Source organism: Streptomyces sp. BPTC-684 (assembly GCF_030028635.1).
GTDB classification, from domain to species: Bacteria; Actinomycetota; Actinomycetes; order Streptomycetales; family Streptomycetaceae; genus Streptomyces; species Streptomyces noboritoensis.
In genome coordinates, this window is sequence record NZ_CP124863.1 from 251715 (window position 1) to 274390 (window position 22676).

Genomic DNA, 22676 nt, shown 5'->3' on the forward strand with positions numbered 1-22676 from the left:
ACTGTCCCGCCCATGGCGACGGCGCCTCACGTCGGGGGGCTGGCGGACGTCGTGTTCGACCACGCCCTCGACGATCCCGACCGGGTCGCGCTGGCCCGCAAGGACGCGGCGGGCCAGTGGCAGGACGTGACCTCGGCACGCTTTCGCGACGAGGTGCTGGCGCTCGCCAAAGGGCTGATCGCGGACGGTGTGCGGTTCGGCGACCGGGTCGCGATCATGTCCCGTACCCGTTATGAGTGGACGCTCTTCGACTTCGCGCTGTGGTCCATCGGCGCCCAGCCGGTGCCCATCTACCCGACCTCCTCCGCCGAGCAGGTCTTCTGGATGCTGCACGACTCCGAGGTCACCGCGTGCGTGGTCGAGCACGAGGACCACGCCATGACCATCGGCTCGGTCGTGGACCGCCTTCCGCACCTCAAGCGGCTCTGGCAGCTCGACGCGGGGGCGCTCGGCGAGCTCCTGGCGGCGGGCGAGCAGATCGACGACGACGTGGTGCACCGCCACCGGCGCGCGGTCACCCCCGAGTCCACCGCGACCGTCATCTACACCTCCGGCACCACCGGCCGCCCCAAGGGCTGTGTGATCACCCACGCCAACTTCATGTTCGAGGCGGACACCATGGTGGCCCGCTGGGAGCCGGTGTTCCACTCGCGCCCCGGCGACGAGGCGGCGACCCTGCTCTTCCTGCCGCTGGCGCACGTCTTCGGCCGGATGGTGGAGGTCGCCGCGGTCCGGGGCCGGGTCAAGCTCGGCCACCAGCCCGCGCTCTCCGCCTCCGCGCTCCTGCCCGACCTCCAGTCGTTGCGGCCCACCTTCATCCTGGCGGTCCCGTACATCTTCGAGAAGGTCTTCAACGCCGCCCGCCGGCGCGCCGAGGCGGACGGGAAGACGGGCCCCTTCGACAAGGCCGTCGACATCGCGGTGAAGTACGCGGAGGCGATGGAGCAGAAGGCCTTCGGGCTGGGGCCCGGGCCCTCGACAGCGCTGCGGATGCAGCACCAGTTCTTCGAGAAGGTCGTGTACGGCAAGGTCCGCGAGGCCATGGGCGGGCGGGTGCGGCACGCCATGTCCGGCGGCTCCAGCATGGGCCGCCGCCTGGGCCTTTTCTTCGCCGGCGCGGGCGTGACGATCTACGAGGGGTACGGCCTGACCGAGTCCACGGCCGCCGCCACCGCCAACCCGCCCGAGCGCACCCGGTTCGGCACGGTCGGCCAGCCGGTGCCGGGCACCACCGTGCACATCGCGGAGGACGGCGAGGTGTGGCTCCACGGCGGCCAGGTCTTCTCCGGCTACCTCAACGAGCCCAAGGCGACCGAGAAGGTGCTCAAGGACGGCTGGCTGTCCACCGGCGACATCGGCGCCCTCGACGAGGACGGCTATCTGACCATCACCGGCCGCAAGAAGGAGATCCTGGTGACCTCCGGCGGCAAGAGCGTCTCGCCGGTGGCCCTGGAGGAACGGGTCCGGGCGCACCCGCTGGTGGCCCAGTGCATCGTCGTCGGCAACGACCGCCCGTACATCGCGGCCCTGGTCACCCTCGACCAGGAGGGCGTGGACCACTGGCTGGCGATGCGCAACAAACCGTCGATGACCGCGTCCGAGCTCGTGCGCGACCCTGACCTGGAGACCGAGGTGCGGCGCGCGGTGGTCGCCGCCAACACCCTGGTCTCCCAAGCCGAGCAGATCCGTACCTTCCGGATCCTCGCCCATCAGTTCACCGAGGAGCACGGTCTGCTCACCCCGTCGCTCAAGCTCAAGCGGCGGGCCATCGAGGAGGCCTACACGGTGGAGGTGGACGCCTTGTACCGCTGAGCCGTCGCGGTACAGGGCGCGCCATCCCCGTAGGCCAACCAACTCGCCACTCGTTCAGGTCACTTGATCAGCACCTTGAAGACCTTGTCCGAGCCGTCGGGTGCGTTGCCGTTGTTGTCGCAGTTGGTGGTCGACAGCCACAGCGCGTCCTCGCCCGGCACCTTGGTGACCGTGCGCAGCCGTCCGTAGGAGCCGACGTAGTACGCGGTCGGTGTGCCCACGTTCTCGGTGTCTCCGTTGATCGGGACGCGCCACAGCCGCTCGCCCTTGAGCGCCGCCATGTAGATGACGTTGCGGACGATGGCGATGCCGCTGGGCGAGGCCTGACCGGTGGACCAGGACGCCTTGGGGTTGGTCATCCCGGCCGTGGAGCAGGAGCCCTCGCAGATCGGCCAGCCGTAGTTGGCGCCCGGCTTGATGAGGTTGAGCTCGTCCTTGGAGCTGTTGCCGAACTCGGCCTCCCACAGCCGCCCGTTGCGGTCGAACGCCAGGCCCTGCGGGTTGCGGTGGCCGTAGCTGTAGACGTACGTGCCGAACGGGTTGCCGGGGGCCGGTTTGCCGTCGGTGGTCATGCGCAGGATCTTGCCGTTGAGCGAGCCCTTGTCCTGGGCGAGGTCGGGGGTCTGGGCCTCGCCGGTCGAGGCGTACAGATACCCGTCCGGGCCGAAGGCGAGCCGTCCGCCGTTGTGGTACTTGCTCTTCTTGATCCCCTGGAGCAGGACGGTGTAGTTCGCGAGCGTGCTGCCGTCGTAGGTCATGCGCACCACCCGGTTGCCCTCGGAGGCGCTGTGCATGAAGTAGACGTAGTGGTCGCTCGCCCACTTCGGGTCGACGGCGACGCCCATCAGACCGCCTTCACCACTGGTGGTGACCGAGTTCGGCACGGTTCCGACCTGCGTCTTCGTGCCGCTCGGGGTCATCTTGAACACCTTGAAGCTGTCCCGCTCGGTGACCAGGGCGCTCGATCCGTCCGGCATCCAGAAGGTGCCCCACGGAATCGTCCAGCCGCTGGAGAGCGTGCTGATGGAGGACGGCACACCGCCGTCGCTCTGGCAGGCGCCGGTGGTGAAGGTGACCGCGTTGCTGTCCGGGGAGGTGTTGCCGCCCGCATCCTTGGCGACCACGGTGAGCGTGTACGGGCTGTTGCAGGCGAGCCCGGTCACGGTGGTGCCGGTGGCGGGCGGCTTCCCGGTGACGGTCTTGTAGACGCTGGTGCCGCTGCGCACCTCGTACGCGGTGACGCCCTTGTCGTCGCTGGAGGCGCCCCACTTCAGGTCCGCGCTGGTGGCGGTGACGTTGGACGAGGTGAGCGTGCCGGGTCTGGCCGGCGGGGTGGTGTCGCTGCTGGGCCGGGTGGTGCAATCGGCGGCGGCGCTGGCCGGGGAGACGTTTCCGGCCGCGTCCCGGGCGAACACCGTGAGGTTGTACGTGGTGTTGGGGGTCAGGCCCGTGAGGGTGTCTGAGGTGAGGTTGCCCGCCACCTCGCCGATCTTGTTGCCGTGCTCGTAGACGTCGTACATCGCCACGCCCACGTTGTCGCTGGAGGCGCCCCAGTTGAGGGTGAGCGAGTCCTCGGTGACGGCCGAGCAGGTGGGCGCGCCGGGCGCGGTGGGTGCCTGGCCGTCGCCGCCGGAGGCCTGGAAGTCCACGTAGTCGATGTTGGCGAGCCCCGCCGCCGTGGTGGCGCTGAGCCGGATCTTGTTGCTGCCCGCCTTCACCGGCGCGGTGAGGGGGGAGGTGGCCCAGGTGTCCCAGTCGGCGGTGGCGTTGAACGCGCGCCCGGTGGCGACGGCCGTGCCGTTGACCAGGATGTCGGCGGGGCGGTTGGCGGTGGTGCCGTTGGAGTAGCGGATGCCCACCGTCGCGTTGCCCGCGGCGGCCGCGTCGACGGTGAACTCGACGTAGGCGCCCACCGCGTTGTTGGAGTTGACGAATCCGGTGCCCGAATAGCCGGTGTGGTTGGTGTCGACGGTGGAGCCCGCCGAGTAGGTGCCCTTCTCCGCCTCGTAGCGCGTGGGGGCGGCGGACGCGGACTGCGGCACCGCCTGCACCAGACCCGCGCAGAGCAGCAGCACGGCGCTCGCGGCCGTCTTCCGCGCCAGGCTTCTCGCAGGTCGTGGGGGTTGTGCGAGACGCATCTGATCCTCCTTCAAACCCTTTATGGCACCCAGTAGTTGCCGGATGCGACGATCATTGACTGGAGCTGGACGCTGGCGCCGTAGTAGAGCTTCGGGTCCACCGGGGTGGCGGCGAGCTTGCCCCAGAGCGCGTCGAGCCAGGCCTGCGAGCCGGGGTCGGTGAGCGCCGCGACGGCGAACGGGGCGGTGAACGCCATGTCCTTGCCGTTCTCGTAGGCCGAGCCGTTGAGGTGGTAGCCCGTGACGATCTTGTTCGGGTCGCCGCCGGTCCTGGCCTTGATCCAGCCGTTGAGCTTGCGCGCGGAGGCGAGCGAGGCGGCGTCCCCGCTGGTCACCGCGTCCGCGGCGATCCGCCACGGGTCACGGCAGGCGTTCCAGCCGAAGTCGCCGTCGTGGGAGCTTTCGAGCACCTTGCCCGGGGCGGGCTTGGGCGTGCTGTTGGTGTTGACGACGAAGTCGGCCAGCAGCCCGGTGGAAGCGGCGTACTTGGACTGCTGCGAGGTGATCAGCTTCTGGTGCGCGGTACGGATCGTGTCCCAGGAACTGTCGCCGGTGGCGGTCCGGAACGCCCGGAAGTGGTCGATCAGCCAGTCCGAGGAGCGGGTGATCCAGTGGTGGGACTCGCCGGACCCGGACCAGTCACCCAGCAGCATCAGGTGCGTGGTGGCATTGACCTCGCTCTTCTTGATGGCGGCGATGTGCTTCACCGCCAGCTCCTTGTAGTTGTACGTACCGGCGCTCCCCCACTGCTTGTCGGCGAGCAGCAGTCCGTACGCCACGTCGAGATCGCCGTCGGTGGCCGAGTCGGAGCCGTCGACGCTCTTGCAGGAGGAGTCCTGCTCGGCGGCGAGCAGAGCGGAGTTGTTCACCGAGGGGTGGGCCAGGGTGTACTTGACCAGACCGTCGAAGACCTTCTTCGCGTCGGGGTCCGCCCCCGCCATCAGGGCGGTGACGACCATCCCGTACCCCTGCCCCTCGGCGACATAGGGGTGGTCGGCGTCCGGCGAGAGCACCTGGTACCAGCCGTTGCCGCAGTTCTGCTTCACGAACGCGGACTTCCACGCCTTGTACGTGGTGACGACCTGCTGGTCGACCGTCGCCTGTGTGCCGCTCGGCTTCAATGTGCCTGCGGCGTACGGGAATTGGTGGCTGCCGAACGGGACGGCCGGGCCTGCCGCAGCGGCCGACTGCGTGGTGGCGAGCGCGGTGGTCAGGAGGGCCGCGGCGGCCACGAGGGCACCGGCCGCGGAGCCACGACGCCGTATGGACTGCTGCTGTGTCATCGCCACTCCTCAACCCGTGTACTGGACGACGATCTTGGTGAAGGCGTAAGGCGCCTGGGAGATCCCGCTGCACGCGTCGCCGCTGCCGCCCGAGCCGCACTGCCGGTCCCGGTTGACCGACCAGAAGGCGAAGCGCGCGATGTGGTGCTGCCTGGCGTAGCCGAGGATGGTCCGGAAGTCGCCGGTGGTGACGGTCTCGTCCGCCTCGTCGGTCTTGCCGTTCATGGAGGACACGCCGATGTGCCGGTACGCGGTGTCGTCGCCGTAGCCGTACGCGCTCTTCACCGCGGCCTTCAGCCCTTCCAGGGCGCTCACGGTCGCCGAGCCCATGGAGCCGCTGTGGCCGCCGAAGTCGAACGGCATGATCACCCAGCCGTCGTTGGCGAGCCCGGCCGCGGCGCCCTTCTTGATGAGGTCCTTGCCGTTGGCGTCCGGCCCGCCGGGCGTGGTCCCCATGGTCACGTAGGTGACGATCCCGGGGTTGTCCGTCTTGACGATCTTCAGCGCGTCGACGACCCGCTTGCGTACGGTCGCGTTGGAGAACTCGGTGTTCTCGATGTCGATGTCCAGCGCCTTCAGGTGGTACGCGTTGATCACCTTCTGGTAGGCACCGGCCAGCGCGGAGGCGCTGGAGCACTTCTCGCCGAGCTTGTTGCCGCTCCAGCCGCCGACGGAGATCACGACGTCGCCGCCCGCGCCCCGGATGGCGTTGATGGCGGACTGGTCCGAGCCGCCGGTGAGCGCCCGCGACCCGTCCCACTTCGGGTTGCAGCCGCCGTCGGAGAGGATGAAGGCGAGGGTGAACCACTTGACGCCGGTGGCGGCCATGACGTCGGTGGGCTTCTGCGGGTTGCCCCAGCCCAGGTACTCGTAGGGGGCGGCGGCCATGGTGCCCGCGGCGAGCGGCGGGGAGGCGACGGCCTTGGGCCCGGACGCCACCAGCGGCAGGACGAGACAGCCGAGGCCGGCGGCGACCGCGGCGGCGCGGCGCCGGGGAGCGGCAACGTGCATGAGGGGTCCTTTCGAGGGGGAAAGGTGAGTTAGGAAAGCTTCCTAACCAACACTGCATAGCAGTGCCTGGAGCGCCTGATGTCAATGACTCGCGTAGGCCCAACTTCCGTTTCCGGTAGGCCTGTTGGGCGATATGCGGTGGGAGCGCCCGGGATCAGCCCCGGCCGATGGGGGCGTACGCCGAGCCCAGCCACGTCTCGTCGATCCGCAGGCGCTTGTGGCGGGCGGTGTCGGAGGAGGCCGCGTACGTGCTGGTCACTTCGAGGCGGACGTGGCGGGTCGTGGTCGCCGGGATGTCGACGATCGCGACGCCCCGCGCACTGGGGAGCGTGCCGGACTTCACCGGGCTCCCCCAGGTGCTCCCGTCCGCGCTGACGTACACCTTGTAGCCCTTGACGCGCGCCGACTGCTCGGTGTCGGAGCGCGCGTAACTCACCGAGTCCTCACGCTGGTTGATGCCCAGGTACTGGACCTTCTTGGCGGAGCCGAGGTCGTAGTCGAGCCGCACGGGGAGGGTCTTGTTGTTGTCCCAGTACGTCAGATAGCTGCCGTCCGCCGCGGCCGCCGCCCCGTGTCCGCTCGCCGAGGCACTGGCGGTCATGGTGTAGGTGCCGGCCGGGATGATCCCGGTGCGCCCCGCCGTGGTGACCTTGAAGACGGTGTCGTACGGGTCCCAGCCGCCCAGGCCGCTGAGGGTGAGCGTGCCGCCGGACTGGCCGTACGGGATGGCCGCGCCGGTGCGGAGGTTGGTCACCCCGGTCACCCGGTAGCCGTTGTCGCGCAGTTTGAGGACCGAGGTGCTGGGCGGGGTGATGACGTGGACGTACTGCCGGTCGGGGTCGGTCTTGCTGACGGTGGTGACGCCGTGGGCGCCGTCGTTCCAGAACCCGGGCTTGAGCCCGCCGTACAGGTACCCGCCGCCCTCGACGCCGTGCAGCGACTCCCAGATGGGGCCCAGATAGCCGTCGGCGAAGTCGTTGAAGGAAGCCTGGTTGGCCGGGAACTTCCCGTTCACCTGGGCCGTTTCCGCCATGAGGGCTTTCACCGACGACCCGGCGTTGGTGACGAGCCGTCCCAGGGTGAGTTTCTTGTCGACGCTCGGATTCGATCCGTCGTACCACCAGGCGCCGGTGGACGGCAGTTTGAAGTCGGCCTCGGTGAGCCTCGGCTGCGCCGTGTAGAGCGCCTGCGGATAGTCGTAGGACGGGCTCATCCCGGTCTTCTGCTCATTGCTGATCATATCCATGACCGGCGTGTCTTCGTTGTTGTTGCTGAGCGTGAAGGAGGGGCGTTTCTGCTGGATCTGCTCGTACAGGTGGTGGCTCTCCCAGTAGGCGTTGTCGTTGTCGATCCAGAAGCCGCCGAGGTCGGGGTAGCGGTCCATGACCTCGAAGAAGTTGTCGTAGCTGAACTGCCCGAACCCGTCGCGGGTGGTCAGGTCGACACGGCTGCCCTTGTACGAGGAGTAGGCGGCGGAGTCCAGCCACTCATGGCCGCCCTCGTTGTGCCACTGGGGGTCGTCGGTCATGTAGAGGATGGTCTTCAGGCCCTTGGCCTTGGCGGCCGCGATCAGCTCGCCCAGGAAGTCCCGCTTGGTCGAGCAGCTGCCGGGGACCTTCGACGGCCAGGGGCGGGCGTAGCCGAGGCGGCTGTGGAAGGTGGCGAGGACGAGGTACTGGGCGTGCAGCTTCTGCGCCTCGCCCACCCAGTAGTCGGGCGTCCAGCCGCCGCCGGTGACGTCCGACTCCCAGGCCGAGCAGCTTGTGTGCGCGGGCGCGGTCCGCTCGCCCCAGTGCAGGAAGAGCCCTGAGGTCGAGGCGCGCAGGAAGTCCTGGCGCGGGTTCGCCTCGTACCGAGGTGTGATGGGCGTGCATGAGGAGGTGGAACCTGAGTTGGCGACGCGCAGGGCGCCGCCGGAGGTGTTCACGCTGTCGGCGACGCAGTAGCCGGTGACGTTCTGGAAGCCCAGGTCGTGCGGGCTGCCGCTGCCGCGCTGCGCGGTGAACCGGGTGAACCGCACCGGGCCGCCGCCGTGGGCGATGACCGCGGGGCGGCCGTCATCGGCGGCGAACCGCACCGAGCTGTCGGTGAAGGAGACGTTGTCGGCGTTGTGCAGATACCAGCCGAAGGCGGGGCGGGTGCCGATGCTCTTCGGGTTGTAGTCCGTGGAGGTGTTGCTCGGCACGCCGGTCGACATGGTGCCGCTGCCGCCGGGGACGGTGAGGTCGACGTGGGTGAACGTCACCCCGTTGATGTGGTTCGCGCCGGACTCGCCCCACAGGGTCGGGCTGAAGGAGGGACTGCTGCCGGTCGCCGTGATGTTGTCGTACGTGACGTTGGCGATGTGCCCCACGCCGGGGTTGTTGCCGCAGCGTTTACGCGTACCGATCTTCTGCATGATCGGCGAATGCACGTTGGTCATGGTGATGTCGCGGTAGTGGACGTCGCTGATGTCGGCGCCGTCCATCGACACCATGCCCAGGCCCGACTTGTTGGCGCCGTTGATGGTGATCGCCTGGAACTGGTAGTCGGTGAAGTCGCCGCAGGTCTCCGAGCCGAACATCAGCGCGTTGCAGCACTTCGCGGACAACTTGCTGTCGTGGACGGTGACATGGCCGTTGGGCAGCTTGGCGCCGAGCGCGTAGTCGCTCTTGAAGGCCAGGGCGTCGTCGTTGGCCGCGATGTCGGCGTTGGTGATGGCGACATGGGTGGTGCTGATGATGTTCCAGCCGTCGCGGTCGCTCGCGGTGTCGATGTGCAGCCGGTCCGAGGTGACGTGCGAGCAGCCGTTGATCAGGGCGGCGAAGTGGCCGCCGCGCCGCAGGGTGATCCCGCCGCCCAGGGTCAGCCCGTCGCACCGCGTCAACGAGATGATCTTGTCGGCCTGGCCGGACTTGGGGTTGCCGGTGATGAGGTTGCCGCCGCCGTCGATGACCCCGGCGCCGGTGAAGCCGATGTTGGTGAGCCGGTCGCCGTAGATCATGGCGTTGTGGAAGTGGCTGTGGCCGTAGTCCTGGTACTTGTCGTACGGGTTGGACTCGGGCGGGTCGTACTTGCCCGCGCTCGACCCCTTGAGCGTGGCCCCGGAGTCGAGTCGCAGGGTGACGTCGGACTTCAGATGGATCGTGTTCTGCGACTTGTAGGTGCCGGACGGGAACCGCACGGTGCCGCCGCCGGCCGCGTTCGCCGCCGTGATCGCCTTGTCGACGGCCGGACTGTCATTGGCGGACCCGTCGCCCTTGGCTCCGTAGTTCTTGACGTTGAACTCGGCTGTGGCTGCGGCCGGTTGGGCGGGCGACGCCGACGGTGCCGCGAGGGCGGTGGGCTGGACGAGCGCGAGCAACGCGGCCACGACGAGGCCGAGCAGCGCGGAGCATCTCTTCACCTGTCCTCCTCCAGTTGCTCGTTCATGATCAGAAAGGCGCCGAGGCCGTGGAAGTCGTTGGTGGCCCGGGTGCGTGCGATGTAATAGGCGTAGTCACCGACGTTGGTGCCGATGGAGATGTCGGCGAGGTTGGTCCGGCCGTCCGAGCCGAGCGAGATCTTCGCGAGGACGCCCTGGTAGCCGCGCTGGGCGACCGCCTCGTAGTGCGGGTCGATATAGCCCTGGCGCACCGCGCGGTCCAGCGCGTAGGTGAACATGCTGGAGCAGGACGTCTCGGTCCAGTTGTCGGACTTGGCTCCCTTGTCGACGACCTGGAACCAGCGGCCGGTCTTCGGGTCCTGGTAGCGCTCAAGACCGCCCGCTAGGCCCCGCAGATACGTCAGGAGCTCGGCGCGCCGGGGGTGCCCGGCGGGGATCGCGTCCAGGACGCCGACGATCGCCATCGAGTACCAGCCGATGGCCCGGCACCAGTGCTCGGGGGCGAGCCCGGTGGACTGGTCGGCCCAGCTCGCCGTGCGCGACTCGTCGTACGCGTGCTTCAGCAGGCCGTTGGACACCTGCAAGTGACGTCCGTAGACGGTGAGTTGCCTGGCTGCCTCGTCATTGGCGTACGTGGAGTCGCCGAACTCCTTGCCGTACTCGACCAGGAACGGGTTGACCATGTACACGCCGTCCGCCCACAGCTGGTGGGCGCGGCTGCTGCTGTCGGCGTGCCAGAAGCCGCCGTCGGCGGTGCGCGGGTAGGTGTTCAGCCGGTCGCGGATCTTCTTGGCTGCGATCCGGTAGCGGTCCTGCCCGGTCTCGTGGTGGAGGATCACGAGCAGTCGGCCCGCTTGCATGCTGTCCAGGTTGTTGAAACTCTGGCCGATCTTGCCCGAGCTGTCCACGAACCGGTCGACGTAACTCTTGATGTAGGAGAGCAGCTTGGAGTCGTGGGTGCGCTGGTAGACCTGGTACTGGCCGAAGAGGTAGAGCCCGACCGGGTACGACCAGCCTCCGATCGACGACGGGGTGAAGCGGGCCGCGGTCGACTTGGTCATGGCGACCGACCAGTCCGTGGCCCGGATGTCGGACCGCTGGGCCGACCGGTGCTGGGCGGCCGTGGCGGAGCCTGCAGTGGCGCCGATCCCGCCCGCCGTGAGCGCGGCGGCCAGGAGGGCCGTGAGCAAGCGGGGACCCCGGCGGGAGGTGCGGGAAGGGGGGTGGGGGCCGCGGATTCTCATCATGGTCACCTCATGAGGACGGCTGGGGGGAGGACCGGAACGAACGAGGTACGGGAAGGGTCGGCGCCGAGGCGGGGGTGCGGCGCGTGAACTCCTCGACGAGGTGGTGGTCGGGGGCGCGGCGGCAGGCCGGGTCGGTGCGGGCCGGGTCGCCGGTCAGCGCGTACGCCTGGCAGCGGCAGCCGCCGAAGTCGATGGTGCGCAGCTCGCAACCGCGGCAGGGGTCGGGCATCCAGGCGGTGCCCCGATAGGCGTTGAACGCCGGGGACTCGCGCCAGATCCACTCCAGCGACCGGTCCCGGACGGTGGGCGGGTCGAGGCCGGGCAGCGACGCGGCGGCCGGGCAGGGCAGCACGGTGCCGTCGGGTGCCACGGTGAGCGAGACCGCGCCCCAGCCGCCCATACAGGGCTTCGCGGTGCCGTCGAAGTAGTCGGGGACGACCCAGACGAGCTCGACGCGCCCGGCGAGCCGCTCCCTCCAGCGGCCCACCGCCTCCCGGGCGCGCTCCAACTGGCCGCGTTCGGGCAGGAGGTGGTCCCGGTTGAGCAGGGCCCACCCGTAGAACTGGGCGTTGGCCAGCTCGATGCGGTCGACGCCCCAGCCGAGCCCCAGCTCCACGATCGCGTCCAGGGCGTCCAGGTTGTCGCGGTGCAGCACCACGTTGAGCCCCAGCGGCAGCCCCGCCTCCCGCACCAGGGCGGCGGCCCGCTCCTTGGCGGCGAAGGAGCGGCGGCGGCCCGCGATGCGTTCGGACGCCCGCGCATCAGCGTGCTGCACCGACAGTTGCACGGCCCGCAGTCCGGCGCGTACCAGGATGTCCAGGCGCTCCACGTCCAGACCGATCCCGCTGGTGACGAGCTGGGTGTAGATCCCGGCCGCGTCGGCGGCGGCGACGATCTCGGGCAGGTCGCGGCGCAGCAGCGGTTCACCACCGGACAGGTGAGTGTGCACGACGCCCAACTCACCCGCCTGGAACATCACTCGGCGCCAGCCGTCGGTGTCCAGCTCGTGGGTGCGGCGCACCAGCTCCACCGGGTTCGAGCAGTACGCACAGCGCAGCGGGCAGCCGTGGGTGAGCTCGGCCAGCAGCGCCCAGGGCGGGTCCACGGTCATCTCAGCCACCCCTCGTCCCGTAACCTGCCGAGGAACACCGGGACTTCGTCGGCCACGGGCGCGCCCGGAAAGCGCGCGCCGAGCTCGTCGACGATCCCCTGCACGTCACGCCGGCCGTCGCACAGCCGCACGATGTGCCCGGCGGGGCCGCGCAGCACGACGACGCGTTCGGGCAGCACGAGCAGATCGGCGCCGCGCACACGGTCGTGGCGCAGCAGCACGGACCGGGAGAGCACCGGCCGCCAGGGGCTCATGGCGCACCCCCGGACGCGTCGGCGCCGCCGCGCTCCACCGCGTCGAGCAGCGACCACAGGACGTCGCACTTGAAGGCGAGCGCGGCGACGGCCCGTTCCTGCTGCTCACGGGTGCGCGCCCAGGCCTTGACGAGGGCGAGCGCCTCGCCGCCGTCGCGGCCGCCCTGCTCGATCCGGGTGCGGAAGTACGCGAGCCCGTCGGCCTCGATCCACGGGTAGTGCTGCTCGAACGCGTCGATGCGGGTGCGCATCAGCCCCGGCGCGGAGAGCTCGGTGAGCGAGGCGGCGACGGCGTCGAGCAGCGGCCACAGTCGGCAGAAGTTGACGTATCCGTCGACCGCGAGGCGTACGCCGGGAAGCACTTCGGCGCCCGAGGCGAGCCGTTCCCGGTCGATCCCGGCGGCCTCCCCCAGCCGCAACCAGCGCTCGATCCCGCCCTCGCCGTCGCGCGCGCCGTCGTGGTCCTGGATGCGCCGCAGCCACGTACGCCGCAACCCCGGTGTGTCGAACTTCGCGAGGATGTGGGCGTCCTTGACGGGGATGTGCCGCTGGTAGTGGAAGCGGTTGACGATCCACCGCCGCAGCTCGTCGGGGCTCAGCTCGCCCTTGTGCATCCGTACGTTGAAGGGGTGCCGGTCGTGGTAGCGCGCGTCGGCGACGGCGCGGAGCTGCGACTCCAACTCTCCCTCATTCCAGGGAAGTTGAGTGCCACCGGCAGGATTTTCACAGGAGCTCATCACTCGATCACCATCCGCTCGGCGGCGACTTCGAGCCCCAGCGCGGCGAGCCGGGTGTGCTCGGCCGCGCCGGGGTCCGTCAGGGGGTTGGTGTTGTTGAGGTGGGTGTAGAGGCACCGGCCGCGCACCCCGGCGAGCCGACGGGCGGTGCCGTCGGGCCCGTCGATCGGCAGGTGGCCCATGGCGGTGGCGGTGCGGGACGAGATTCCCGTACGTACGGGCTCGTCGTCGTCCCAGAACGTGCCGTCGACGAGCACGCAGTCGGCGTCCTCGACAGCCTTTTGCAAGGCGTCGGGCCAGGCGGCGAGAGCGGGGGCGTACACGGCACGGGCGCCGGTGGCGGGTTCGTGGAGGAGCAGGGCGACGACCCAGAAGAGGTCGTCACGAGCTCCGGGCAGTGGGGGCAGTCCGTGCGCGTAACGCGGCCGTTTGGCCGAGATGGGCAGGGCACTCATCTCGATGGCGTCGCCGAGGGGGCGCGGGTCGGGGCCCAACTCCCGCCATTCCAGGGGGGTGTAGGGCCCGAGGACGTCCCCGAGGTGCAGTCCGCTCAGCAGGGCGTGTCGTACGGGTGGGGTCGCCCACACCTCGACTCCCGCGCGGGCCTCGCGGAGCCGGGCGATGCCGAGGGTGTGGTCAAGTTCGGCATCCGTGAGGACGACACCGGCGACGGGGGTGTCCCTAAGGCCCGGGCCGGGGTGGAGGGCGGGGGCGGCCTCGATCTGGTCGGTGAGGTCGGGGCCCGCGTTGACGACGTACCAGCGGTGATCGGCCGCCCTGACGGCCAGTGACGCGTGGCGGCGGCGCCGGTGCGGGTGGGCGCGTGCCCCGGCACAGCCGGGGCACGCGCAGTTCCACTGGGGCAGTCCGCCGCCCGCCGCGGTGCCCAGCACCTGCAGCAGCATGGCGGCGGGTCTACCGGTCGGTGAGGGCGTAGGCGGTGACTTCAAGCGCGGTCTCGACGACCACATAGTCCGGAGTCACCCAGACCGGCGTTTCCTCCGATGTTTCCTTGCTGTCGTTCATAGGGTCGTACCTGCCTTTCCAGATCTTCCTGGGGGGTGGGGTTCAGGAGTGAACTCTGCACGGCATATGCAGGGGCAGGATCAAACGCGGCGTTCACAAGGATGTACCGCGTTCAGTTATGTGCCATAGAGTCGCGTCTTGTTGGTGCGCGGTCAATGGTCTGAACCGAGAAGGTCGGATCTGTAGCGCAGAAATCCGGCCACGGTCACGATCGGGGCACCGCTTTGGGAATGGTTCCGTCCGCCTGATCGTTGACGCTCCGAGTACCAAACCGACGACGTAAGGATCGACCGCTCGTGAGCAAGGTCCCCTCCATCACCCTCAACAACGGCGTCGAGATGCCGCAGCTCGGTTACGGTGTCTGGCAGGTGCCGGACGACGAGGCCGCGCGGGCGGTCACGACCGCGATCGAGACCGGGTACCGGTCGATCGACACGGCCGCGATCTACGAGAACGAAGTGGGCACCGGCAAGGCGATCGCGGCGTCCGGAGTGGCCCGCGAGGAGCTCTTCGTCACCACGAAGCTGTGGAACAACGCGAGCGAGACGTGGACGCGCGACGGCGTCCTGCGCGAGTTCGACGCCTCCCTGTCGAAGCTGGGCCTCGACTACGTCGACCTGTATCTGATCCACTGGCCGCGCGCGATGCGCGACGACTACGTGACGATCTGGAACGCGTTCGCCGAGCTCGCCAAGAGCGGCCGCGCGAAGGCGATCGGCGTCTCCAACTTCAAGGAGCCGCAGCTGCGCCGGATCATCGACGAGTCGGGCGTGGTCCCGGCGGTCAACCAGGTCGAGCTCCACCCGCAGCTCGCCCAGCCCGAGCTGCGCGCCTTCCACGCCGAGCACGGCATCGCGACCGAGGCCTGGTCGCCGCTGGGCCAGGGCAAGGGTCTCCTTGAGGTCCCGACGATCGTCGCGATCGCGCAGAAGTACGCGAAGACCCCGGCGCAGATCGTGCTGCGCTGGCACCTCCAGCTCGGCACGATCGCCATCCCGAAGTCGGTGACGCCCTCGCGCATCGCCGAGAACTTCGACGTGTTCGGCTTCGAGCTCGACACGGAGGACATCACGGCGATCGCTGTCCTCGACGAGGCGAATCGCCTGGGGCCGGACCCGGACGCCTTCGACTTCTGAGACGCCGGTCCCGTTTGTCTGCGGCCCGGTGGGGGTTGCTCGCGCAGTTCCCCGCGCCCCTTGAATGCCGCTGGCGCGGCATCCCCTGGGCGCCCCGGCGGGGCGCTTCTCAGGGGCGCGGGGAACTGCGGAGCAACCCACCACTCACCCGCAGACGAACCCCGGGCCGATAAGGTGGCGCGCCGTGTGGATGGACCTCGCCGCGAGCAGGAACACGTCCGGACGCCGCGCGAGACCCGCCTCGTCGGCCGGGTCGAGCAGGCGCCCAAGGACCGCCCGGTCCTCCGGCGACAGCTGCTCCCCCACCGTCTCCAGATGCCGGGTGAACGCGGACACCACCTCCTCCCGCACCGCCGGGTCCAGCGGCGCCGGGAAGTCGACGAGGAAGGTGCGGGTGGCCGGGGACGTCAGGCCCACGGACGTGAGCAGCGCCGCCCAGTCCTCGGTCTCCTCCTTGGCGTCCGGCAGCTCCGCCCGCATCCGGGCGAACCGCTCGTCCACCAGCACGTCGATCCTGGCCTCCAGGCCCGGCTGTCCCATGCCGATGTCGCGGGGCAGCCGACGCGTGGGCAGCCCGCCCTCGGCGAGGGCCACCGTGCCGCCCGGGCGCAGCAGGCCCGCGAACCCGGCGAGCGCGGCCCGCTGATCGCCCAGGTGGTGCAGCGAGTTGCCCGCCCAGATCAGATCGGCCTCGCCCAACTCGCCGAAGTCGTCCGGGAGTTCCGCCTCGACCGTACGGACGCGGTCCGCCAGGCCCAGGCGCTCCGCGCGGGCCAGCGCGTGGCCGAGGAGCGCCCGGTTGCCGTCGACCGCGACGACCTCCGCCTCCGGGAAGGCCTGTGCGAGCAGACACGTCACCACGCCCGGGCCGCTGCCGATGTCGAGGATCCGGCGCACCTCGGCGCCGGGCCGCTGCCCACCGATCCAGGCCGCGGCCTCCAGGTACGCCCCGGAGAACAGTTCGGCCTCGCCCACCAGGAGGGGGAGCAGGGCCTCCCAGTCGAGGTCCGCCCAGCCGTCGCCGTGGCCATGGTTGTGGCCGTGGGTGTGACCCTGGTGGCCGTCGTGCTGGTTGTTCCGGCCGTCGTGGCCGCGCGAGTCGCTCATGGCTCCACCCTGCCCCCGGCCGCCCCCGAGCCGGGAATCCCTTTGCCGTTTCGGCAATTCGTCCGGTGCTCCTGCGGGCTGACGCCGCGCACCCGTTTGAACGCGGCGCTCAGCGCGAACGCGCCCCCGTATCCCACCTGCCGTGCGATCGCCTCGACCGTCGCGTCGCTCTCGCGCAGCAGGTCCGCCGCGAGCGCGAGCCGCCAGCCCGTGAGGTACGCCATCGGCGGCTCCCCGACCAGCTCCCCGAACCGCCTGGCCAGACCGGCCCGCGAGACCCCGCACTTCGCGGCGAGCGCGGCGACCGTCCACGGGTGCGCGGGCTCGTTCTGGAGCAGCCGCAGCGCGGGCCCCACCACCGGGTCGCCCATCGCCCGGTACCAGGCGGGCGCGTCGGCGCCCGGCCGGTTGAACCAGGCCCGCAGCACCGCGATCAGGAGCAGGTCGAGGAGCCGGTCCAGGACGACGCTCTGGCCGGGCTCGTCCCGGGAGATCTCCTCGTCGAGGAGCGGCATCACCGAGCAGTTCCACTCCTCGGCGGTGAGCACGAGCAGCGGCGGCAGCGCGTCGAGCAGCCGCCCGCTGATCTCGCCCTCCATCAGATACGTGCCGACGAGCATGGTGGCCGAGCCGTCGGCGGCGTTGCCCCAGGTCCGTACGCCCAGCTCCATCGACTGCGCCAGCGGCTCGCCGCGCAGCGTGGTGCACACCCCGCCCGGGCCGATCCTGGCGAACGGCTCGGCGTCGGGCGCGTGGGCGACGGTGTACGGATCGGGGCCGCGCGCGACGACGATGTCACCGGGCCGGGCCGGCACCGGCGGCCCGGAGTCCGGGACGATCCACGCCTCGCCCCGCGTCGACGACATCAGACAGATGGGCGCCCGGTCCTCGATCCGTACGGACCACGGCGGCTCCATGACCATGCGCAGCAGAAACGCCCCTCGGGCGCGCGGCCCGTCGAGCAGTCCGGCGAGTGCGTCCATGGCCGCGAGCCTAGTCGGAGCCCGATCGGGGCAGGTGGCGGACCGTAGACGCAGACGTATGCGCATGAGCCCCTGAAGCATGGAGAGTCGGGGCCGCGCCCACGACGCTGGACACATGACGAACACCGAGCTGAACACGAATCAGAACACGCCGAACACGCAGAGCACGCCGAACACCGTGCTCGTGACCAGTGGTACCGGCAAGACCGGGCACCGCGTCGTCGAGCGGCTCACCGCGCTCGGCGTGCCGGTCCGCTCCGGCTCGCGCAGCGGCGAGGTGCGCTTCGACTGGGCGGACGAGTCGACGTGGGGGCCCGCGCTTGCGGGTGCGGACGCCGCCTATGTGGCGTACTTCCCGGACCTCGCGGCGCCCGGCGCGGTCGAGGCGATGCGGACCTTCGGCGGGCTCGCCGTCCGGCACGGTGTGCGGCGCCTGGTGCTGCTCTCCGGGCGCGGCGAACCGGCGGCGGTCCTGGCCGAGGACGCCCTGCGCGAGTCGGGCGCGGACCTCACGGTCGTACGCGGCGCGTTCTTCGCCCAGAACTTCAGCGAGGGCGCGCTGACGGAAGGCGTGCTCGCGGGCGAGATACCGTTCCCGGCGGGCGACACGGCCGAGCCGTGGGTGGACGCCGACGACCTCGCCGACGTCGTGGTCAAGGCCCTCACCGAGGACGGACACGCGGGGCTGACCCACGAGTTGACGGGCCCTCAGCTGCTGACCCTCGCCGAGGTCGCGGCGGCGCTGTCGGCCGCGACCGGCCGCGCGGTGCGGTACGTGCCGGTGTCCGGCGCCGAGTACGCCGAGTTGCTGGGGCGGTACGGGCTCCCGGAGGCGGAGGCGCGATGGCTCGCGGAGCTGTTCGCGACGCTGCTCGACGGGCACAACTCCTCGACCACGGACGGCGTCAAGCGCGTCCTGGGCCGTGAGCCCAAGGCGTTCGCGGACTTCGCGCGGGACGCGGCGGCGGCCGGCGACTGGCAGGGCTGACCCCTCGATCGTTGATCTCCGGCCAAGTGACCGAAACCCGCCGTGACCAACACCACGCCCTCCGTGAGCATCCGATTACGGCAATCGGGGCCTGCCGTCGGGTAGCCGCCATTCCTTCGGACTAGGTTTTCGTCTGTCACCGCATTGACGACCCGCCGCGACGAAGGAAGCTGAACCGATGGACGAGAACGAATCCCTGGCGGAGCGATTCGAGGAGAACCGCCCGCGCCTGCGGGCGGTCGCCTACCGGATGCTCGGCTCACTGAGCGAGGCGGAGGACGCCGTCCAGGAGGCCTGGTTGCGGGCGGACAGCTCCAGCGAGGGCGTGGAGAACCTGAGCGGCTGGCTGACCACGGTCGTCTCGCGGGTCTGCCTCGACATGCTGCGCTCGCGCCAGGCCCGGCGGGAGGATCCGCTCGACGTCCACGTGCCCGACCCGATCGTGGACCGCCCGGACCGGGTGGACCCCGAGCACGAGGCGCTGCTCACCGACTCGGTCGGGCTCGCCCTGCTCGTCGTGCTCGACACGCTGGCCCCGGCGGAGCGGCTGGCGTTCGTGCTGCACGACATGTTCGGGGTGCCGTTCGAGGAGATCGCGCCGATCGTGGACCGCGCCCCGGCGGCGACCCGGCAGCTGGCCAGCCGGGCCCGCCGCCGGGTGCAGGGCCGGGCCGTCCCCGACCCGGACCTGAACCGGCAGCGCAAGGTCGTCGACGCGTTCCTCGCGGCGGCGCGCGGCGGCGACTTCGAGGGCCTGCTCGCCACGCTCGACCCGGACATCGTGCTCCGGGCCGACTACGGGCCGGGCTCGCTCACCCCGTCCAAGACGGTGCTCGGCGCCCACGCCGTGGTCCAGAACGCGCTGTCCTTCGCCCAGTACGCCCAGTTCGCCCGCCCGGCGCTGGTCAACGGCGCCATGGGCATGGTCAACACCCCGGAGGGCCGGACGATGGCGGTGCTCGGCTTCACCGTCCGGGACGACCGCATCGTGGAGATCAACATCCTCGCCGACCTGGAGCGGCTGGCCGACCTGGACGTGACGGCGCTCGACGCGTGACCCCGGCGCCTCCCGGGGTGTGCGCGCCCCGGGAGATCAGCCCGCGCCGTGGCCGGGGGCGATCGCCTCGACGCGGTGGGCGAGTTCGAAGTCCTTCTCGGTCACCCGGCCGCCCGCGTCGTGGCTGTTCACCGTGAGCGCCACCGTGTTGTAGCCGAGCGTCAGGTCGGAGTGGTGGTTCAGCTCGTCCTGGATCTGCGCGATGTGGATGACCAGCGCGGTCGCCGCGAAGTGCGAGGCCAGCCGGTAGGTGCGGGCGAGGCGCTCCTCGCCGTTCGGGAGCGACCAGCCCGGCAGTTCGCGCAGGCGGTCCTCGATGTCCTTCTGCGACAGCGGCTCAACGGGCATGACCGGACTCCTTACGAGGTGGTGACGGTACGGGGTGGAACACGGCATCTCCGGCTCCGTCTCCGTAGCGTCGCCCCTATGCGTGTACTTGTCACGGGAGGCGCGGGCTTCATCGGCTCGCAGATCGTCTCGGCCCTCTCCGCCCGGGGCCATGAACCAGTCGTCCTCGACCGCGCGGTCCGGCCCGGCGACGACGTCCGCGACCGGGAGGTCGTCGCCCGGGCGCTGCGCGGCGCGGACGCCGTCTGCCACCAGGCCGCGATGGTCGGCCTCGGCACGGACTTCTCCGACGCGCCCGACTACGTGGCGTGCAACGACCTCGGCACGGCGGTGCTGCTGGCCGCGATGGCCGAGTCGGGCCCGCGGGACCTGGTGCTCGCCGGGTCGATGGTGGTGTACGGGGAGGGGCACTACGAGTGCCCGCGCCACGGCCCCGTACGCCCCGGGCCCCGGCCGTACGAGGAGCTGGCGGCCGGGCGCTTCGAGCCGCTGTGCCCGCGCTGCGGCGCGGAGCTGACGCCCGGCCTGGTCTCCGAGGACGCGCCCGCGGACCCGCGCAACGTGTACGCCACCACCAAGCTGGCCCAGGAGCACCTGACGGCCGCCTGGGCGCGGGCCACCGGCGGGCGTGCGGTGTCGCTGCGCTACCACAACGTGTACGGGCCGGGGATGCCGCGCGACACTCCGTACGCGGGGGTCGCCTCCTTCTTCCGCTCGGCCCTGGCGCGCGGCGAGGCGCCCCGGGTCTTCGAGGACGGCCGCCAGCGCCGGGACTTCGTCCACGTACGCGATGTGGCCGAGGCGAACGCGCTGGCCCTGGAGGCCCTGCGCGAGCGCCCGCCGGGGACCCTCACCGCGTACAACACGGGCAGCGGGACCCCGCACACGGTGGGCGAGATGGCCGAGGCGCTGGCCGGGGCGTACGGCGGGCCCGCGCCGGTGGTGACGGGCGAGTACCGGCTCGGGGACGTCCGCCACATCACGGCCGACTCGGCGCGGCTGCGCGAGCAGCTCGGGTGGCGGCCGGCGGTCGGGTTCGCGGAGGGGATGGCGGAGTTCGCGCGGGCGGAGCTGCGCCCCGCCGCCGGGTGACGGTTCGTCAGGAACGGGCCGCCGGGAGGATCAGCTCGAAGCGGCAGCCGCCGTGCACGTTGTGGACGGCGGCGCTGCCCGCGTGTGCCTCGACGATGCCCCGCACGATCGCCAGGCCCAGGCCCGCGCCGCCCGGCGGGGTGCGCGCCTCGGTGCCGCGCCAGCCGGTGTCGAAGACGCGGGTCAGATCGTCGTCGGGGATGCCGCCGCAGCCGTCCGTCACCGAGAGCACCACGGACTCCGCGCGCGCCTCGGCCGCGACCGCGACCGTGCCGTCGGCCGGGGTGTGCCGGATCGCGTTGACCAGCAGGTTGGCCAGGACCCGGGTCATCTCCTTGCCGTCCACCTCGACCGGGACCGGCTCGACACGGTCGCCGACCAGCCGTACGCCGTGCTCGCGGGCGAGCGGGTCGGCGCCCGCCAGCGCGTCGCCGACCAGGTCGTGGACGGACATCCGGGCCGGGTTGAGGGCGAGCGCGCCGGCGTGGATGCGGGAGAGCTCGAAGAGGTCGCCCACCATGCCGTTGAGGCGCTCGACCTCGGTGCGGATCTGCCGGAAGTAGCGCTCGGGGTCCTTGGCCATGCCGTCCTCCAGGGCCTCGGCCATCGCGCGCAGCCCCGCGAGCGGGGTGCGCAGATCGTGCGAGATCCAGGCGACGAGCTCGCGTCGGGAGGTCTCCAGGGCGCGTTCGCGCTCGCGGGACGCGGAGAGCTTGGCGCTGGTGGCGGCCAGCTCGCGGCTGAGCGCGGCGAGTTCGGCGGTGGCCGGCCCCTCGGGCGCGGCGAAGCTGCCGCCGTCACCGAACGAGCGGGTGGCCAGGGCGAGTTGGCGGCTGCTGGCGACGACCCGGCGGCCCAGGATGAGGGCGGTGGCGAGCGAGACGGCCGCGGCCATCGCGATGACCAGGGTGACGACCTTCAGGTCGTGCGAGGACAGGAACATCTCCCAGGCCACGGCGAGCGTCCCGGCGAGCATCGCGCTGACCGCGACGGCGGCCACCACGGCGAGCGAGGCGGTGACCGAGCGGTGGCGCAGCAGGCGCAGCGCGAGCGCCCCGAGCAGGCCCGCGGCCGCGGCGCCCAGGAACGCGTACACCGCGATGAGCAGGACGTCCTTCATGTCAGGCCTCCTCTCCGGAGAGGCCCGGACCGTCGGCGCCGGCGTCCGCGCCCTCCGCCTCGAAGCGGTACCCGACGCCCCACACCGTCTGGATGAGCCGCGGCTTGGCGGGGTCGTCCTCGACCTTGCCGCGCAGCCGCCGTACGTGGACGGTGACGGTGGACAGGTCGCCGAACTCCCAGCCCCACACCTCACGCATCAGCCGCTCGCGGGTCACGGCCTCGCCCGGGTGGCCCATCAGGTAGGCGAGGAGGTCGAACTCCCGCAGGGTCAGGGCGAGTTCGGCGCCTTGTTTGACGGCGCGGCGGGCGGCCGGGTCCAGGACGAGGCCCGCGTGGCGCACCGGAGGGCCCGGCCGGGCGGCGGCTCGGCTGCGGCGCAGCACGGAGTCGACGCGCAGCACCAGCTCGCGCGGGCTGAACGGCTTGGTGACGTAGTCGTCCGCACCTATCTCCAGGCCCAGGACGCGGTCGTCCTCGTCGCCGCGCGCGGTGAGCATGATGACGGGTACGGGACCGGCGCTCCGCAGTGTGCGGCACACCTCCAAGCCGTCCATGCCCGGCAGCATGAGGTCGAGGACGACGAGGTCGGGCCGGCGCGCACCGGCCGCGCGCAGGGCGGCGGGGCCGTCTCCGACGTGCTCGACCTCGTACCCGGCGCGTTCCAGATAGCCGGTGACCACCTCGGCCACCGTCGGGTCGTCGTCGACGACGAGGATGCGGGACTGGGCGTTGTGCATGGCCCCAGCGTCGCATCCGGCGGGCCCCCGCGTCGCCACCCGATTGGCCGACCCGGGGCGATGTCCGTGTTTCGTAAGAACCCGAAGTCCCGATTTGTCCGCTGCGCCTTCGTACCGTGAGGG

General features: G+C 71.0%; 20 protein-coding genes. 5 read left to right on the top strand and 15 right to left on the bottom strand.

Features of this window, described 5'->3' with window-relative positions; all coding sequences use genetic code 11:
* Positions 1-12 precede the first annotated feature (12 nt).
* Positions 13-1812, top strand: a complete 1800-nt coding sequence (locus tag QIY60_RS01135; protein WP_283140665.1) for a long-chain fatty acid--CoA ligase — start codon at positions 13-15, stop codon at positions 1810-1812.
* A 59-nt stretch (positions 1813-1871) separates the two neighbouring features.
* On the opposite strand, the gene QIY60_RS01140 is transcribed toward QIY60_RS01135, so the two are convergent.
* From QIY60_RS01140 to pqqA, 10 genes are all read right to left on the bottom strand, one after another.
* Positions 1872-3950, bottom strand: coding sequence for a PQQ-dependent sugar dehydrogenase (locus QIY60_RS01140; protein ID WP_283140666.1), 2079 nt, complete (start codon positions 3948-3950; stop codon positions 1872-1874).
* A gap of 20 nt (positions 3951-3970) precedes the next feature.
* Complete coding sequence (locus tag QIY60_RS01145) at positions 3971-5233, bottom strand: glycosyl hydrolase family 8 (protein WP_283140667.1); 1263 nt, start codon at positions 5231-5233, stop codon at positions 3971-3973.
* 9 nt (positions 5234-5242) lie between these two features.
* Positions 5243-6244 (bottom strand): chitinase, encoded by a 1002-nt coding sequence (locus QIY60_RS01150; RefSeq protein WP_283140668.1) that lies wholly within the window; start codon positions 6242-6244, stop codon positions 5243-5245.
* A gap of 154 nt (positions 6245-6398) precedes the next feature.
* Entirely contained in the window at positions 6399-9629 is a 3231-nt protein-coding gene (locus QIY60_RS01155; RefSeq protein ID WP_283140669.1) for a glycosyl hydrolase family 28 protein, read from the bottom strand.
* On the bottom strand, positions 9626-10798 hold the full coding sequence (locus QIY60_RS01160; RefSeq protein WP_283140670.1) for a glycoside hydrolase family 88 protein: 1173 nt from the start codon (positions 10796-10798) through the stop codon (positions 9626-9628). The genes QIY60_RS01155 and QIY60_RS01160 overlap by 4 nt, the downstream gene beginning before the upstream one ends.
* A gap of 64 nt (positions 10799-10862) precedes the next feature.
* Positions 10863-11966, bottom strand: coding sequence for a pyrroloquinoline quinone biosynthesis protein PqqE (gene pqqE / locus QIY60_RS01165; protein WP_283145781.1), 1104 nt, complete (start codon positions 11964-11966; stop codon positions 10863-10865).
* Complete coding sequence (pqqD, locus tag QIY60_RS01170; protein WP_283140671.1) at positions 11963-12220, bottom strand: pyrroloquinoline quinone biosynthesis peptide chaperone PqqD; 258 nt, start codon at positions 12218-12220, stop codon at positions 11963-11965. Before pqqD ends, pqqE begins: the two co-directional genes overlap by 4 nt.
* Entirely contained in the window at positions 12217-12957 is a 741-nt protein-coding gene (gene pqqC, locus QIY60_RS01175) for a pyrroloquinoline-quinone synthase PqqC (RefSeq protein WP_283140672.1), read from the bottom strand. The genes pqqD and pqqC overlap by 4 nt, the downstream gene beginning before the upstream one ends.
* Positions 12957-13862 (bottom strand): pyrroloquinoline quinone biosynthesis protein PqqB, encoded by a 906-nt coding sequence (gene pqqB, locus QIY60_RS01180; protein ID WP_283140673.1) that lies wholly within the window; start codon positions 13860-13862, stop codon positions 12957-12959. Before pqqB ends, pqqC begins: the two co-directional genes overlap by 1 nt.
* Positions 13863-13872: 10 nt before the next feature.
* Positions 13873-13983 (bottom strand): pyrroloquinoline quinone precursor peptide PqqA, encoded by a 111-nt coding sequence (gene pqqA / locus QIY60_RS01185; RefSeq protein WP_101390925.1) that lies wholly within the window; start codon positions 13981-13983, stop codon positions 13873-13875.
* A 296-nt stretch (positions 13984-14279) separates the two neighbouring features.
* Between pqqA and QIY60_RS01190 the strand changes: the two genes are divergently transcribed.
* Complete coding sequence (locus QIY60_RS01190; protein ID WP_283140674.1) at positions 14280-15119, top strand: aldo/keto reductase; 840 nt, start codon at positions 14280-14282, stop codon at positions 15117-15119.
* A gap of 144 nt (positions 15120-15263) precedes the next feature.
* Here the strand turns inward: QIY60_RS01190 and QIY60_RS01195 are convergent, their stop codons facing one another.
* Positions 15264-16226 (bottom strand): class I SAM-dependent methyltransferase, encoded by a 963-nt coding sequence (locus tag QIY60_RS01195; protein WP_283140675.1) that lies wholly within the window; start codon positions 16224-16226, stop codon positions 15264-15266.
* The gene (locus QIY60_RS01200; RefSeq protein ID WP_283140676.1) at positions 16223-17209 is read right to left on the bottom strand and encodes an AraC family transcriptional regulator; all 987 of its coding nucleotides are present in this window, start codon (positions 17207-17209) and stop codon (positions 16223-16225) included. The genes QIY60_RS01195 and QIY60_RS01200 overlap by 4 nt, the downstream gene beginning before the upstream one ends.
* Positions 17210-17324: 115 nt before the next feature.
* Between QIY60_RS01200 and QIY60_RS01205 the strand changes: the two genes are divergently transcribed.
* Positions 17325-18197 carry an NmrA family NAD(P)-binding protein gene (locus QIY60_RS01205; protein WP_283140677.1) on the top strand — a complete coding sequence of 291 codons (873 nt, stop codon included), beginning with the start codon at positions 17325-17327 and terminating at the stop codon, positions 18195-18197.
* A gap of 178 nt (positions 18198-18375) precedes the next feature.
* Complete coding sequence (locus QIY60_RS01210; protein WP_283140678.1) at positions 18376-19254, top strand: sigma-70 family RNA polymerase sigma factor; 879 nt, start codon at positions 18376-18378, stop codon at positions 19252-19254.
* 36 nt (positions 19255-19290) lie between these two features.
* Here the strand turns inward: QIY60_RS01210 and QIY60_RS01215 are convergent, their stop codons facing one another.
* A complete protein-coding gene (locus QIY60_RS01215; protein ID WP_283140679.1) occupies positions 19291-19602 on the bottom strand; it encodes a 4a-hydroxytetrahydrobiopterin dehydratase in 312 nt (103 codons plus the stop codon).
* 78 nt (positions 19603-19680) lie between these two features.
* Between QIY60_RS01215 and QIY60_RS01220 the strand changes: the two genes are divergently transcribed.
* Entirely contained in the window at positions 19681-20694 is a 1014-nt protein-coding gene (locus QIY60_RS01220) for an NAD-dependent epimerase/dehydratase family protein (RefSeq protein WP_283140680.1), read from the top strand.
* 7 nt (positions 20695-20701) lie between these two features.
* Here QIY60_RS01220 and QIY60_RS01225 read toward each other — a convergent pair whose 3' ends face one another.
* Together QIY60_RS01225 and QIY60_RS01230 are read right to left on the bottom strand one after the other, a co-directional pair.
* Positions 20702-21814, bottom strand: coding sequence for a HAMP domain-containing sensor histidine kinase (locus QIY60_RS01225; protein ID WP_283140681.1), 1113 nt, complete (start codon positions 21812-21814; stop codon positions 20702-20704).
* 1 nt (position 21815) lies between these two features.
* The gene (locus QIY60_RS01230; protein WP_283140682.1) at positions 21816-22553 is read right to left on the bottom strand and encodes a response regulator transcription factor; all 738 of its coding nucleotides are present in this window, start codon (positions 22551-22553) and stop codon (positions 21816-21818) included.
* Between the last annotated feature and the right edge of the window lie 123 nt (positions 22554-22676).

What these genes read in the sequence shown, in the direction of transcription:
- QIY60_RS01135 (WP_283140665.1), top strand. Translation starts at nt 13, where the DNA reads ATGGCGACGGCGCCTCACGTCGGGGGGCTGGCGGACGTCGTGTTCGAC.
- QIY60_RS01140 (WP_283140666.1), bottom strand. Translation starts at nt 3,950, where the DNA reads ATGCGTCTCGCACAACCCCCACGACCTGCGAGAAGCCTGGCGCGGAAG.
- QIY60_RS01145 (WP_283140667.1), bottom strand. Translation starts at nt 5,233, where the DNA reads ATGACACAGCAGCAGTCCATACGGCGTCGTGGCTCCGCGGCCGGTGCC.
- QIY60_RS01150 (WP_283140668.1), bottom strand. Translation starts at nt 6,244, where the DNA reads ATGCACGTTGCCGCTCCCCGGCGCCGCGCCGCCGCGGTCGCCGCCGGC.
- pqqE (WP_283145781.1), bottom strand. Translation starts at nt 11,966, where the DNA reads ATGACCGTGGACCCGCCCTGGGCGCTGCTGGCCGAGCTCACCCACGGC.
- pqqD (WP_283140671.1), bottom strand. Translation starts at nt 12,220, where the DNA reads ATGAGCCCCTGGCGGCCGGTGCTCTCCCGGTCCGTGCTGCTGCGCCAC.
- pqqC (WP_283140672.1), bottom strand. Translation starts at nt 12,957, where the DNA reads ATGAGCTCCTGTGAAAATCCTGCCGGTGGCACTCAACTTCCCTGGAAT.
- pqqB (WP_283140673.1), bottom strand. Translation starts at nt 13,862, where the DNA reads ATGCTGCTGCAGGTGCTGGGCACCGCGGCGGGCGGCGGACTGCCCCAG.
- pqqA (WP_101390925.1), bottom strand. Translation starts at nt 13,983, where the DNA reads ATGAACGACAGCAAGGAAACATCGGAGGAAACGCCGGTCTGGGTGACT.
- QIY60_RS01195 (WP_283140675.1), bottom strand. Translation starts at nt 16,226, where the DNA reads ATGAGCGACTCGCGCGGCCACGACGGCCGGAACAACCAGCACGACGGC.
- QIY60_RS01200 (WP_283140676.1), bottom strand. Translation starts at nt 17,209, where the DNA reads ATGGACGCACTCGCCGGACTGCTCGACGGGCCGCGCGCCCGAGGGGCG.
- QIY60_RS01205 (WP_283140677.1), top strand. Translation starts at nt 17,325, where the DNA reads ATGACGAACACCGAGCTGAACACGAATCAGAACACGCCGAACACGCAG.
- QIY60_RS01210 (WP_283140678.1), top strand. Translation starts at nt 18,376, where the DNA reads ATGGACGAGAACGAATCCCTGGCGGAGCGATTCGAGGAGAACCGCCCG.
- QIY60_RS01215 (WP_283140679.1), bottom strand. Translation starts at nt 19,602, where the DNA reads ATGCCCGTTGAGCCGCTGTCGCAGAAGGACATCGAGGACCGCCTGCGC.
- QIY60_RS01220 (WP_283140680.1), top strand. Translation starts at nt 19,681, where the DNA reads ATGCGTGTACTTGTCACGGGAGGCGCGGGCTTCATCGGCTCGCAGATC.
- QIY60_RS01225 (WP_283140681.1), bottom strand. Translation starts at nt 21,814, where the DNA reads ATGAAGGACGTCCTGCTCATCGCGGTGTACGCGTTCCTGGGCGCCGCG.
- QIY60_RS01230 (WP_283140682.1), bottom strand. Translation starts at nt 22,553, where the DNA reads ATGCACAACGCCCAGTCCCGCATCCTCGTCGTCGACGACGACCCGACG.